This window comes from Rhodococcus sp. MS16, assembly GCF_013277795.1.
GTDB lineage: Bacteria > Actinomycetota > Actinomycetes > Mycobacteriales > Mycobacteriaceae > Rhodococcus_F > Rhodococcus_F globerula.
Window position 1 is genome coordinate 243,361 of sequence record NZ_VBTM01000001.1, and the last position, 12,939, is coordinate 256,299.

The window sequence follows — 12,939 nt, forward strand, 5'->3', positions numbered from 1 at the left end:
ATGTTCGGACGTAAGAAGAAGTCAGATGTAGACGAGGAACCGACAGGTTTCTTCGAGGACGAGGATGTCGACCAGGTCGACGAATCCGACGACGCAGACGACACGGTGAGCGAAGAGTCCGAGGGCCCGTACGACATCGCGGACATCGAGTCCGACGATCCGACTGCCGGTCGGAACGGTCAGCGACTCGATCTCGGTTCTGTTCTGGTTCCGATGCCTCCTGGCGGCCAACTGCAGGTGGAGATGGCGCCAAACGGGTCACCCCAGGCCGTGCACCTGGTCACCGAACACGGACGGGTCACTGTCGCCGCCTACGCGGCACCGAAATCGCCTGGCCAGTGGCGTGAGGTTGTCGCCGAACTGGCGCAGTCCTTGCGAGACGACAATTCGCCGGTCAGCATCGAGAACGGTCCGTGGGGTCGCGAACTGGTCGCGGAGACCGCTGCCATGGATTTGCGTTTCATCGGTGTCGACGGTCCGCGGTGGATGGTTCGGTGTGTTGTGGCCGGTCCCAGTGGATCGACAGCCGCCGGCGCGCCGCTGGTTGCTATTGCGCGCGACATTCTGCGCGATACCGTCGTCAATCGCGGAGCGGAGCCACATCCGGTGCGGACTCCGCTGCCGGTGGTGCTGCCGCAGGCGTTGGCCGAGCAGCTCGCTGCCGCGCATGAGCAGCAGATGGTCGCGCAGCAGCAGGCCGCAGCTCAGCAACAAGTCGATCAGCAGATCGCTGCGAGCCAGCAGGTGCAGCAACAGCCGCCCACGCCGCCGGTCCCGCCGCAGCGCCGGGGCGAATCCGGTTCTGCCATGCAGCAATTGGGTCAGTAACTCACGTTTACTTCAGGCGCTCGCGGCGGTTGAGAGAATCCGGCCGCCGTGAGCGCCTCGAGGCAGGTGGCCCCGAGTATCGCGGCGTCGTGGCCGATCTGGTCGAGCTCGACTGTGCCCACTTCGGCGCGGGGGAGCGCGGCCGCCCATTCGTAGCCGACGGTCGCCGGATGAACCGGATCGTCGAGCGCTATCGCGATTCCGACCGGAACGTCGATCTCCGCAAGAGCTGCTTCGGTCAGCGAGTAATACGTCGCGGCCTCGTCGAGAGCCGCCGGCAGATCCGGCCACTGCGAACGCCACGAACGTTCCAGTTCGTGTCCCAGCCAGGCCGGGCTGGAGGCGAGCATCGCTGCAATGACCGATTCCAGACCTTCGCTGCGCAGCTGTGACGAGGTGAACCGTGCGCTCGCCGCTGCCGGTGCGTGATCGGGTGCTCCGGTCCACGGTGGCAGCGCCGCCAATACTCCCGACGTCTTGTCCGGATTGAGCGCTGCCCACTGCAAGGCGACGGCAGCACCGATGGACACACCACCGACAAGGATTTTCCCGTATTCGGTGGCTGCGGCATCCATCGCGTCGAGGTAGCTGCCGACGACACGCCGAGGGTCCGGTTCGATTGCGACGGTGCGCACACTTCGAGCGCTGAGCGGCCCGCGGAACGCGTGGTCCACGAAGTGTGCGTCAGAGCCCGTACCAGGGAGAACGACGGCAACGGACGGTGAATGTGTGAGCGCCATTACCTGATCTTGCCTGGTGCCCCGAGATCACCGATCGACCGGTGTGGTTACCCGCTCGTAATGGGGCTACAGTGGCGAACACACAGCCCTTCCGTGACGCGAAACCCGTGCGTCACATTTGTTCGCAGGAGCGCGCAATGGCACCCGCCGCCGCAGGATATTTTCGCCGACTGACTCGTCGCCTCACCGAGGATGTCGATCAGTTGGATGCACAGGAAATGACCGAGTCCATCGAGGCCGTGGGAGGCCGGAAAGCATGCGACTGTCGGCGCGGTGAAGAAGTCACGATGGAGGGTCGACTCCGTAGCGTCGACGCGTGTCCGAAGTCGGGCAATGCCAGTATCGAGGCGGAATTCTTCGACGGCACCGAGGTCATCAACCTCGTCTGGATCGGCCGCCGCCGGATTCCGGGCATCGAGACCGGCAAGACCATCCTGATCCGTGGCCGCGTCGGCGAGCGGGACGGGCGCAAGGCAATCTTCAATCCGTACTACGAGCTGCGCGGCGAGTAGCCGCAGCCGTAGGACCAGACACAGCGCATTTGCCGCATAACGCGGCGCGTGTGGCACCCTCGACAGGTGAGCGAACCCAAACAGCAATCGGTGATGGACCAACTCGGTGGAGTGAGTGGTCTCGTCTACACGTCGCTGCCGATTCTGATCTTTGTTCCGGTCAACAGCATCTGGAACCTCACCGCTGCCATCTGGGCGGCAGTGGGCGTGGCCGTGCTGATCGCAGCGTGGCGCGTCTTCCGTAAAGAGTCGATCCAGCCGGCAATTTCAGGCGTTCTCGGTGTCGCCGTATCGGCGTTCATCGCGCACCGCACCGGAGATGCGAAGGGCTACTTCCTCTTCGGGATTTACACGAGCCTCGCCTATGGTGCCGCATTTGTAGTGTCGATACTGATTCGCTGGCCCCTGGTCGGCATCATCTGGGGTTTTCTCAACGGTCACGGCAACCTGTGGCGTCGACACAAAGGCGCGGTGCGGGCTTACGACATCGCTACCGCGGCATGGGCGTTGGTGTTCGGCGCCCGGTACGTCGTGCAGTCGCAGTTGTACGACACAGATCACACGGGTTGGCTCGCGGTGGCACGTATCGCGATGGGGTGGCCGCTCGCCGGCCTGGCGTTTGTGGTCACCATTTGGGCTGTGCGCAAGGCAGATCGGATTGTCGAGCCCCCGCCTACCGAGAGCGATATCGAAGCGGTAGGCGAGGAGCCAGGCGATCAGCCGGATCAGCGCGACGTCAGCTGACCAGATCCTGATACTCGGGGTGCTTGCCGACGAACTTCACGACGTACGGGCACACCGGGTGTACTTTCAGCCCGCGTGATCGCAGTTGGTCCAGTGCGCCGCTCACCAGGATTGCTGCCAATCCGAATCCCTCGAAACGGGGATAGATCTCGGTGTGATTGAACGAGAGCACGTCGCCGGCAGTAGTGTAGTCCTCGATCCCGGCAAGCTCGCCGTCGACGTGAATCTCGAAGCGGCTCTGAGCCGGATTGTCGACGACAACGGTATTTTCGGGTGCAGCGGCCATGATTATCCCTTTCGTTGTGTGATGTCGGTGTCAGGCGTCGAGGCTCGTTGTCAGGCGTCGAGACGCAGCGCCGTTCGGAGCTGGTCCTCGGTGTCGATAGCCGCGACGAAAAGAAGTTCGTCGCCGCCTTCGATCGGGTCGTCGAGTTCGGGAACGATGACGCGGCCTCCGCGCAGGATCGTCACGAGCGCGCAGTCTCGGGGGAGTTCGAGCCGCTTGACGGGCTTGCCGGCGAGGGGAGTGTTGTCTGGCAGGGTGATCTCGACGAGGTTGGCCTGCCCCTGACGCAGAGTCATGAGTTTGACCAAGTCGCCGACCGAGACGGCCTCTTCGACCAGCGATGCCAGCATCCGGGGGGTGGAAACGGCGACGTCGACGCCCCACGACTCGTCGAACAGCCATTCGTTTCGCGGATCGTTGACGCGGGCGACAACGCGGCGCACGCCGAATTCCGTTTTTGCGAGCAAGCTCAGTACGAGGTTGGCTTTGTCGTCACCGGTTGCGGAGATCACCACCTCGTACTCCTCCAGCGAGGCCTCCTCGAGTCGGCTGAGCTCACAGGCATCGGCATGTACCCAGGTGGCTTCGGGCACTGACTCGGGTTCGACGTGTTCGATCTTGCGTTCGATCAGCATGACGTCGTGGTTACTGCGAATCAGCTCGCGCGCAATGGAGCGACCTACGGCACCTGCGCCGGCGATGGCGACCTTCACCTGGAACTTCCAATCACGTTGTGGTGCATCATGTTTTCGGGCAGTGCGGTCGGGTGTGACGTGTGCATAGCAGCCGCCTCAGTCGTCGCTCGGCGGCGGATTGCCGGCAAGTGCGATCGCTTCGGCGACGGTGCCGGACACCGCTGCGATGTACACCTGGTCGTCGGCTTGGATGACGGTCTTGCGATCGGGGAGAACGCCGGTACCGAAGCGGATGATGAATGCCACCCGGGAATTGGTCGCGCCTTCGAGAACCGAGATGGATTTACCGGCCCAATCCTCGTGTAGCGCAAGTTCGGTGATCGCGACGTTTCCCGACGGATCGCGCCACTTTGCCGTCTGGCTTTCCTTGGTCAACGTGTGCAGGAACCGGTCGGTCGACCATGGAACTGTTGCCACGGTGGGGATGCCGAGGCGCTCGTACACAGCGGCGCGCTTCGCGTCGTAGATTCGTGCGACGACGCGTTCGACACCAAAAGTCTCGCGCGCGACCCGGGCCGCGATGATGTTGGAATTATCACCCGACGAGACTGCCGCGAAGGCGTCGGCGCGCTCGATGCCTGATCGAATCAGTACGTCGCGGTCGAAACCCATGCCGAGGACTGTGGTTCCCGGGAAATCATGGTCGAGACGCAGAAATGCACTCTGATCGCGGTCGATGACCGCAACTTCGTGTCCGATCCTGGTCAGGGACGCGGCGAGGGAAGATCCCACACGACCGCATCCCATGATGACGACATACACGACCTACTCCGTTCATGGACTTTCGACGCGATTGCACGCCGAAACGAACCGTACATCGCTGAGCGGGAAGAGCAAGTCTCGACTGGCGCAATTCCGTTGTGATTGCGGGGATGACGGTGCAGTTCTACGGCGGATGACTCCATTTCAGGCTCGACGGCTTACGCTTTGGACGTGTCTAAGCTCTCGACCGCGACCAAGCGGCTCTTGCTCGGCCGGCCGTTCCGAAGTGACAAACTCGGGCACACGCTGCTACCCAAGCGGATTGCGCTCCCTGTGTTCGCGTCCGACGCCATGTCGTCCGTTGCCTATGCCCCCGAAGAAATCTTCCTGGTTCTCTCCGTTGCGGGCATTTCGGCGTACGCCTACACGCCGTGGATCGGCCTGTCGGTCGCCATCGTGATGGCTGTCGTGGTGGCGAGCTACCGCCAGAACGTCCACGCGTATCCGTCCGGTGGTGGTGACTACGAGGTGGCGACGGTCAATCTCGGGCCGACAGCGGGCTTGACCGTGGGCAGCGCGCTGATGGTCGACTACGTGCTCACTGTTGCTGTATCGATCTCGTCAGCGGCGTCCAACATCGGTTCGGCACTGCCGTTCGTGGCTCAGCACAAGGTGTTGTTCGCGGTGGCGGCGATCGTCCTGCTGACGGCGGTGAACCTACGCGGCATCCGGGAGTCGGGAACTGCATTCGCGATTCCGACCTACGCCTTCATCGTCGGGATGTTCTTGATGTTGGCGTGGGGGTTCTTCCGGATCTACGTGCTCGGTGAAGATGTTCACGCGGAATCGTCGTCGTTCACACTCAATGCCGAGGACTCGCATCTGTACGGAATTGCCTTCGCGTTCCTGATCGCGCGCGCGTTTTCCTCGGGTTGTGCCGCGCTGACCGGCGTCGAGGCAATCAGCAACGGTGTGCCGGCCTTCCAGAAGCCGAAGTCGCGCAATGCTGCCACGACCTTGCTGCTGCTCGGTTCGATCGCCATCGTCTTGCTGATGGGCATCATCATCCTGGCTCAGAAGATCGGCATCGTCTACGCCCACAATCCGGCAGAACAGCTGGTCGGCGCTCCTGAGGGTTACCACCAGAAGACACTGATCGCGCAGATCGCCGAAGCTGTGTTCAACGGATTCCCGATCGGATTCTTCTTCATCGCGATTGTCACCGCGCTGATCCTCGTGCTGGCAGCGAACACCGCGTTCAACGGATTCCCCGTCCTCGCATCCATCCTGGCTCAGGATCGCTATCTGCCACGTCAGTTGCACACTCGCGGCGACCGCCTGGCATTCAGCAACGGCATTTTGTTCCTGTCGGCTGCAGCCATCGCGTTTGTGGTCATCTTCGGCGCTGAGGTCACCAAGCTGATCCAGCTGTACATCGTCGGTGTCTTCGTCTCGTTCGTGCTCAGTCAGACCGGCATGATCAAGCACTGGACGCGCCACCTGAAGTCCGAGACGGACAAGGCACAGCGCGCTCGTATGCAGCGGTCGCGGGTCATCAACTCGATCGGTCTCGCGATGACCGGTGCCGTGCTGATCATCGTTCTGATCACCAAGTTCGCAGCGGGTGCCTGGATCGCAATCGTCGCGATGGTGGCCATCTTCGGCGTGATGAAGCTGATCAGACGCCACTACGACAGCGTTGCCGCCGAACTCGAGGAGCAGGAGTGGGACGGTGTGCTTCCCAGCCGCACGCACTCGATCGTGCTTGTCTCGAAGCTGCACATGCCGACGATGCGCGCCCTGGCCTATGCGCGAGCAACACGACCGGACACGCTCGAGGCAATCACCGTCAACGTCGACGAACCTGACACCCGCGCGCTCGTTCGGCAGTGGGAGAAGAGCGACGTGACGGTGCCGCTCAAGGTGATCGAGTCGCCGTACCGCGAAATTACGAAGCCGGTTCTCGACTACGTCAAGCGAGTGCGACGTGACGCACCCCGTGACGTGGTTACCGTGTTCATCCCCGAGTACGTGGTCGGCCATTGGTGGGAGCAGATCCTGCACAACCAGAGCGCATTGCGACTCAAGAGCCGTTTGCTCTTCCAGCCCGGCGTCATGGTGACGAGTGTTCCGTGGCAGTTGAGTTCGTCGGCAAAGGCCAAACCCCTCGATATCGAGAAGACAGCCGGCGCAACTCGTCGTGGTTACGACGCCGGAGAAAAATGATTGATCAAGAAAATGGAACGGCAGGCGTAGTTCGTTGAGTGAGAATTGGACCGGGCAGACCTTCGAGGCGGAACTGGGCAAGCCCGGTCACGGCGGGTTTGTTGTTGCCCGCCACGAGGGGCGTGTGGTGTTCGTCCGTCACGGCTTGCCAGGGGAGCGGGCACTGGTTCGCGTTACCGAGGACAAGGGCGGATCGTTTGCGCGCGCCGACGCGGTATCCATTCTCGAGGCGTCGCCGCATCGGATCGACCCGACGTGCCCTATCGCCGGACCCGGAGGAGCAGGTTGCTGCGACTACTCGCATGCCGATCTGCAGATCCAGCGAGAGATGAAATCTCTGGTGGTGGCCGAGCAGTTGCAGAGATTGGCCGGCGTCGAACGCGACGTGCAGGTTGAGGAACTGCCGGGCACCGGCGACGGCACCGGGTGGCGGACTCGCGTTCGGCTCGCCGTTGACGGAAACGGTGAGGCGGGGTATCACGCGTTTCGCAGCAATCACATTGTCACGGACCTGCGATGCACCCAGATCGAGGAACGTGCCTACGACGGATTGGCCGGAGATCAGTGGTCTCCGGGCAGTGAACTGCAGGTGGTCCTCGACGCCACCGGTGCCAGGCATGTGGTCGAGATCAGTGCGCCCACCATCGCGAAGGCGGGGCGCCGTGCGCCCGGTCGGCGCGGGGCGACGGCTCGCCGTGCTGCGAGCAGCGGCCCGCGGAAAACTCGTGTTGCGATCGGTAATGACACCGTGCGTGAGCGCGTGGGAACCCGCGAGTGGGAATTGTCCGCGACGGGCTTCTGGCAGGCGCATCGTGGTGCCGCGCAAGCATATTCAGATGTTGTGCGAGACTGGGCCGGTGTCGGCTCCGGTGCTACCGCGTGGGATCTGTACGGCGGGGTCGGAGTGTTCGCGGCGGTACTGGCCGATCTTGTCGGATCGGATGGCGTCGTGGAATCCGTGGAGTTGTCGGCGCGGGCAACATCGGACGGCCGGGCAGCGTTGTCCGATCTGGAGCAGGTCCGATTCCACACTGACCGGGTGGAGAAGATCGTCGCAAGCGCGTCATTGTCTTCCGCGCCGGGTGTGATTGTTCTCGATCCGCCGCGAGCGGGCGCCGGCCGACCGGTGGTGGAGGCGATCGCGTCGACCGGCACCGAACGTGTGATTCATATCGGGTGTGATCCGGCATCGTTCGGCCGGGATATCGGTCTGTATCTCGAGCAGGGATTCCGCATCGGTGGACTCCGTGCCTTCGACGCTTTTCCTCAAACGCATCATGTGGAATGCATAGCTCTGCTCGAGCGTTGATCACTGTCAGGGTCTGATCGCTGTCGGTTAGCTGATTCCCGAATCGGGTGTGACCCTTATCGCGTCGCCAGAGGTTGCTTGAGCTATGCAACTAAATGTATAGTTGCGTTCTGCAAGTAGTTTTCGCGTAGATCGTTGTCAGGGGTTCTCATGTCAGTGCAGCCGGATACGGCCCAAGCTCTTGTCGACACGGTTTTCCTGTTCGGCAGATCCTTGCGGGCCGTGGTGACGCACAGCGCTGAAAGCGTGTTGCCCCCGGCGCTGATCAGTGTGTTGTTCATGCTGGCAGCCAAAGGGGAGTGCAGGCAGAACGAGCTGGCAGTAGACCTCTGTGTCAGCCAGTCCTCGCTCAGTCGGCAGATGTCCGATCTCGTGGATGCCGGGTATGTCGAGCGAAGTCCCGACCCCGCAGACAAGAGAGCGTTCCGGATCCGGGTCTCGGACGAGGGGCACAGCGTTCTCGAGGAAACAAAACAACGGCGAGCGGCGCGATTGCGCAGCATGCTCGAAGACTGGAGCCAGGAAGAGGCCATGGCCGCAGTGTCATCGCTACAACGTCTCAACGAGACGTTCGGCGCAGCGCTCCATCGTCGGCCTCACCTGCAGTCCCGCACCCGGCCTTGCCGGTCGCGGGCGTAGAAACTATTGGGAGATAAGCACATGTCAGCCACAGTTGGAGAAACTCGGGCTAGTACCGAGAGCGGTGCGATGACGCACAGCGAAATTTTGAAAGTCCTCACCGGACTCATCGCGGCACTCTTTACCGCGCTGCTGAGCAGCACCATCGTCTCGACGGCTCTCCCGACCATCATCGGTGAATTGCACGGAACGCAGACGCAGTACGCCTGGATCATCACGGCGGCACTGCTCGCGACGGCCGCGTCGACGCCCATCTGGGGCAAATTGTCTGACCTCTTCAACAAGAAGTTGCTGGTCCAGACGTCGATCGTGATCTTCGTGGTCGGTTCCATCATCGCCGGCGCAGCGCATAACGTGCCGCTGCTTCTTGGCGCCCGCGTGATTCAGGGCATCGGCATGGGTGGTTTGACTGCCCTCGTCGTGGCCATCATCGGCTCCATCATTCCGCCGCGTGATCGTGGTCGGTACTCCGGCTACATGGGTGCTGCCATGGCTGTCTCGATGTCCGGTGGACCCGTTCTCGGCGGTGTCATTGTCGACACGGTCGGTTGGCGCTGGTGCTTCTACGTGTGTGTTCCGTTGGCAGTCATCGCACTGTTCCTCCTGCAGCGCACATTGCACATCGAGACCGAGAAGAAGGAAAACGTCTCCATCGACTGGTTGGGTGCCACCTTGCTCACCGCCGGTGTCAGCGTTCTGCTGATCTGGGTTTCCTTCGCCGGTCAGGATGACTACTACGCCTGGTTCTCGATGCAGTCGCTGTACTTCGTCTTCGGCGGACTTGCCTTGCTGGCTCTGACGATGTTCGTCGAATCCAAGGTCAAGGATCCGATCCTGCCGATCAAGATCATCACCGAGCGCACCACCGCGTTGGCAATCATCGCGTCGGTCGCAGTGGGTGTCGGCCTGTTCGGTGCAACGACCTTCCTGACGCAGTACTTCCAGACAGCTCGCGGTTTCGATCCGACGGCAGCCGGACTGCTCACCATCCCCATGGTGGCAGGCATGCTCGTCGCCTCGGTCGGCTCGGGTCAGATGATCACCAAATTCGGTCAGTGGAAGCCGTTCGTTGTTTCCGGCGCAGTGCTGCTGCTCATCGGTTTCGGTCTGCTCTCGACGATCGACCACGCGACCAACCTGTGGACCATCGGAATCTTCATGGCCATCGTCGGTTTGGGTACCGGCATGCTGATGCAGAACATCGTGCTCGCGGTCCAGAACACCGTCAGCGTCGAAAACATCGGCGCGGCAAGCAGTATCGTTGCGTTCTTCCGTACCTTCGGTGGTGCGATCGGCGTGTCGGTACTGGGTTCCATCCTGGCAAGTCGCGTCGGCACCCTGACCAAGGAATCCGTGTCCGCACTGCCGCCCGAGCAGCAGATGGTTGCAGGCAAGAGCTTGCAGGACGGACTCGACCTGAACAACATGCCCGACTTCGTCGGACAGATCGTTCGATTCGCGTACGGCGACGCAACGGGACGCATCTTCCTGGTCGCAGCCGTTGTTGCCATCGTCACCTTGGTAGCGGTTTCCTTCATCCCGAACCGGGCACTGCGAACCACGATCGACATCGTTGTACCCGAGGTGGACGAGGTCAACCTCGAAAAGTCGGCTTCACGCTGATCACGCCATAGACCATCGAACACGGATCGAGATCGTTTCCTCGATCTCACCGTGTTCGACGGCTAGCGGAGCAGAATCTGCCCGAGCCGCGGCAAATACACCGTGCACCGGGACCATCTGGTCGGCGCCCTCGACAATCTCGAGGGTGTCGACCAGATTTTTCCGTGCCAGGGCCGCGAACTGTGCGGCTTTTGATTGTGCTGACGCCCAGGCAGATTCGCGGGCGAGCTCGGCCAGCGCCGTTCGATCCTCGAGGTCGAATGCCACGCTGTCGAGTCGGATCGCGTCGCCGGAGGCGGACACACAATCAGCGATAACGGCGGCGGGAGAATGCGAGCTGTTCGCACTCAACTCGCGCACTACTATTCGAAATGTCGTCGACGCAGTGAAACCGGTGGTTTCTGCTCGGCCGCCGTCCACCCACTGAGTCTGCGGGTGGATGCTCAATCCTGTTGTCACGAGGTCGGCTCCGCGGATGCCGTGTGCGTGCAGTACGTCCGTCAATGCGGTCGAGTGCCTGGCCAGGGCACCGAACGCGTCGGCAACTGCCGGGTCTGTCACCGAGATGCCAATCGACAACCGGGCAATGTCGGGAGTGGCTGTTGCGCGGCCGATTCCACTGACCGTCACGCTGGTCGCGTCCGACTGTTCCGAATGAGTGAAGGTCATTGGGCTTCTCCGATCAGATGCGTCCTGCGCCGATAACACTGCGCAAGGTCATGTCGAGTTGTTCGTACGCGCCCGATGCCAGGCTCTCGAGCAGCGCAAGTTTGAGCTCCGGTGCCGCAGAGGTCAGTTCGTTGTACCGCGCAGTCGTGAGGACAGCCACAACCACAGTGGTGTCGGCCCGGACGTCGTTGAGGAAGCGGGAGTTCAGGAACATCGTCATCTCGCCGAACGTCATTCCGGCGGACAACGTCGCGATCCGGTGCGTGAGGCCTTGAACGTCGGTGAACGTCGTGCTGACCTGTCCTTGCAGAATCAAATAGAACCCTGACGCCGCATCACCGCGGCGGGCGATAGTTTCGCCCCTGGCATACGTTCGGCTCTCGAGCTGAGACACGAAGGCAGACACCTGTTTCGGTGACAATGCGTCGAGGACGGGGTGATCCTCGATCGACATGCTCGCCGGCTGACGCTGCTGTGAGCAGTGGAGCGTCAGGAGAGCGTCCTCGCACCACGCCATCGCCGCGTCGAGGTCGGCAAAAACCCGTCCGCCGCGTTGCGCGGGATTGATGCTCGAACTTGCCTGTCCGAGAAGCCCGCTCGGATCCACCAATGCCACGGCGCAACCCTTGTCGGCCAGTTGGGTCCGCAGAGCCGTGATCATGCGAATCGCCACGTCGCTGGCGTCGTCGACCCGTCGTACGTCGATCACGACCACTTCGAGTCCTTCGTCCACCGAACCGATCTCGCGCACGGCGGACTCCGCGCCGGTGAACAGGAGATCGCCGTGCAGTTCGTAGATCCGGCTCCGCTTGCCGACGTCTTCGAGAACAGCCTGTTCGGTGGGTGTGCGCCTGACTCGGGAAGGAGCCTGAGTCACGTTATAGCGCGCGCGGATCGACGACCTCGACGCCCGCGTCACATGGAGGAAGTGAAGTTCCAACTCCTTGGACAGCGCCTTTGCCGCGGCCACACCACGAACGCTGTTTCCGTGAGCATCGAGTCTGGGGGAGTAGACGGCGATCCCGATCTGCCCGGGAAGAACTGCCATGACGCCGCCGCCGACGCCACTCTTGGCGGGTAACCCAACTTCGACCAGCCACTTCCCGGCGCCGTCGTACATTCCACACGTCGACATGACGCTGAGGACCTGTTCGACGCCGACGGCGGTGAGTGCGCGCTCGCGGGTCAACGGATTGACGCCGTTGTTGGCCATCGTCGCGGCCATCAGGCTCAGGTCGCGGCACGTCACGTCGATGGAGCATTGACGGAAGTACAGGTCGACGGCGTCGTTGGGGTCGCCGGAGATCACATCGAACGAGCGCAGCATGTGTCCGATCGCGCGATTGCGATGTCCGGTGCGCGCTTCGGATTCGTAGACGGCTTCGTTGAACGGCAACTCCCGGCCTGCGTAACGCGAATATGCTGCGCGAATTCGTTCGAAGCGGGTTGCTTGATCTGCACCCGTCACCAGCGAGGCCGCGGTGATCGCGCCCGCGTTGATCATCGGATTCCGTGGTCGCTCGGTGAGGGGATCGAGGCTGATCTCGTTGAACGGCTCACCGGACGGTTCGACGTCGATCTTGGCGTCGACGGCCTCGGCACCGCGATCGGCGAGAGCGAGTGCGTACGTGAACGGCTTGGAGATCGACTGGATCGTGAATGGATGTCGGGAATCGCCGATTTCGTAGACGTATCCGTCGATGGTGGCGAGGCAGATCCCGAACGAATCGGGGGCGACGGCAGCAAGTTCGGGTATGTAGTCGGCGACTTCTCCGGCATCGAGTGATCGGACGTCGTCGAAGACTCGGGCGATCAGATCGTCAACCACGTTTCCCATAGGATGACTGTAGGCGGACGAGTTCGACAATTTGTGGTCGCCGAGCGGATATCTACAAGACCGGCCATCCGTTTTGTCTGTGATTGCAGTCACGGACCGCCGCCCCGGTGGTGCTGTAACTCGAAGTTA

The 12,939-nt window shown here is 62.2% G+C and carries 13 protein-coding genes; 7 read left to right on the top strand and 6 right to left on the bottom strand.

Features of this window, described 5'->3' with window-relative positions:
• Nucleotides 1-828: a DUF3710 domain-containing protein gene (locus FEZ60_RS01145; RefSeq protein ID WP_033234776.1), complete on the top strand. Its 828-nt coding sequence runs from the start codon at nt 1-3 to the stop codon at nt 826-828.
• Here the strand turns inward: FEZ60_RS01145 and FEZ60_RS01150 are convergent.
• Nucleotides 822-1,568, bottom strand: a complete 747-nt coding sequence (locus FEZ60_RS01150; RefSeq protein WP_172935349.1) for an alpha/beta hydrolase — start codon at nt 1,566-1,568, stop codon at nt 822-824. The two genes, FEZ60_RS01145 and FEZ60_RS01150, sit on opposite strands and share 7 nt — an antisense overlap.
• Before the next feature lie 137 nt (nt 1,569-1,705).
• Between FEZ60_RS01150 and FEZ60_RS01155 the strand changes: the two genes are divergently transcribed.
• A complete protein-coding gene (locus FEZ60_RS01155) occupies nt 1,706-2,080 on the top strand; it encodes an OB-fold nucleic acid binding domain-containing protein (protein WP_033234775.1) in 375 nt (124 codons plus the stop codon).
• A 66-nt stretch (nt 2,081-2,146) separates the two neighbouring features.
• Nucleotides 2,147-2,824, top strand: a complete 678-nt coding sequence (locus tag FEZ60_RS01160) for a DUF3159 domain-containing protein (RefSeq protein WP_045067432.1) — start codon at nt 2,147-2,149, stop codon at nt 2,822-2,824.
• Here the strand turns inward: FEZ60_RS01160 and FEZ60_RS01165 are convergent.
• From FEZ60_RS01165 to FEZ60_RS01175, 3 genes are all read right to left on the bottom strand, one after another.
• Nucleotides 2,817-3,110: a GNAT family N-acetyltransferase gene (locus FEZ60_RS01165; RefSeq protein WP_033234773.1), complete on the bottom strand. Its 294-nt coding sequence runs from the start codon at nt 3,108-3,110 to the stop codon at nt 2,817-2,819. The genes FEZ60_RS01160 and FEZ60_RS01165 overlap by 8 nt on opposite strands.
• Before the next feature lie 50 nt (nt 3,111-3,160).
• Entirely contained in the window at nt 3,161-3,823 is a 663-nt protein-coding gene (locus FEZ60_RS01170; RefSeq protein ID WP_033234772.1) for a TrkA family potassium uptake protein, read from the bottom strand.
• A 78-nt stretch (nt 3,824-3,901) separates the two neighbouring features.
• Nucleotides 3,902-4,567, bottom strand: a complete 666-nt coding sequence (locus FEZ60_RS01175) for a TrkA family potassium uptake protein (protein ID WP_033234771.1) — start codon at nt 4,565-4,567, stop codon at nt 3,902-3,904.
• Nucleotides 4,568-4,738: 171 nt separating this feature from the next.
• Between FEZ60_RS01175 and FEZ60_RS01180 the strand changes: the two genes are divergently transcribed.
• The 4 genes from FEZ60_RS01180 (at nt 4,739) to FEZ60_RS01195 (ending at nt 10,304) form a co-directional block, all read left to right on the top strand.
• Nucleotides 4,739-6,733 (top strand): APC family permease, encoded by a 1,995-nt coding sequence (locus tag FEZ60_RS01180; protein WP_033234770.1) that lies wholly within the window; start codon nt 4,739-4,741, stop codon nt 6,731-6,733.
• 34 nt (nt 6,734-6,767) lie between these two features.
• Nucleotides 6,768-8,042, top strand: a complete 1,275-nt coding sequence (locus tag FEZ60_RS01185; protein WP_033234769.1) for a class I SAM-dependent RNA methyltransferase — start codon at nt 6,768-6,770, stop codon at nt 8,040-8,042.
• Nucleotides 8,043-8,192: 150 nt separating this feature from the next.
• Entirely contained in the window at nt 8,193-8,681 is a 489-nt protein-coding gene (locus FEZ60_RS01190) for a MarR family winged helix-turn-helix transcriptional regulator (RefSeq protein ID WP_242484359.1), read from the top strand.
• 21 nt (nt 8,682-8,702) lie between these two features.
• Nucleotides 8,703-10,304, top strand: a complete 1,602-nt coding sequence (locus tag FEZ60_RS01195) for an MDR family MFS transporter (RefSeq protein ID WP_172935350.1) — start codon at nt 8,703-8,705, stop codon at nt 10,302-10,304.
• On the opposite strand, the gene FEZ60_RS01200 is transcribed toward FEZ60_RS01195, so the two are convergent.
• Complete coding sequence (locus tag FEZ60_RS01200) at nt 10,305-10,973, bottom strand: SIMPL domain-containing protein (protein WP_095886084.1); 669 nt, start codon at nt 10,971-10,973, stop codon at nt 10,305-10,307.
• A gap of 13 nt (nt 10,974-10,986) precedes the next feature.
• Nucleotides 10,987-12,810 (bottom strand): glutaminase A, encoded by a 1,824-nt coding sequence (gene glsA, locus FEZ60_RS01205; protein WP_033234765.1) that lies wholly within the window; start codon nt 12,808-12,810, stop codon nt 10,987-10,989.
• Nucleotides 12,811-12,939 lie beyond the last annotated feature (129 nt).

Coding starts and splice junctions, on each gene's coding strand:
- FEZ60_RS01190 (WP_242484359.1), top strand. CDS start 8,193: ATGTCAGTGCAGCCGGATACGGCCCAAGCTCTTGTCGACACGGTTTTC.
- glsA (WP_033234765.1), bottom strand. CDS start 12,810: ATGGGAAACGTGGTTGACGATCTGATCGCCCGAGTCTTCGACGACGTC.
- FEZ60_RS01150 (WP_172935349.1), bottom strand. CDS start 1,568: ATGGCGCTCACACATTCACCGTCCGTTGCCGTCGTTCTCCCTGGTACG.
- FEZ60_RS01165 (WP_033234773.1), bottom strand. CDS start 3,110: ATGGCCGCTGCACCCGAAAATACCGTTGTCGTCGACAATCCGGCTCAG.
- FEZ60_RS01155 (WP_033234775.1), top strand. CDS start 1,706: ATGGCACCCGCCGCCGCAGGATATTTTCGCCGACTGACTCGTCGCCTC.
- FEZ60_RS01195 (WP_172935350.1), top strand. CDS start 8,703: ATGTCAGCCACAGTTGGAGAAACTCGGGCTAGTACCGAGAGCGGTGCG.
- FEZ60_RS01145 (WP_033234776.1), top strand. CDS start 1: ATGTTCGGACGTAAGAAGAAGTCAGATGTAGACGAGGAACCGACAGGT.
- FEZ60_RS01200 (WP_095886084.1), bottom strand. CDS start 10,973: ATGACCTTCACTCATTCGGAACAGTCGGACGCGACCAGCGTGACGGTC.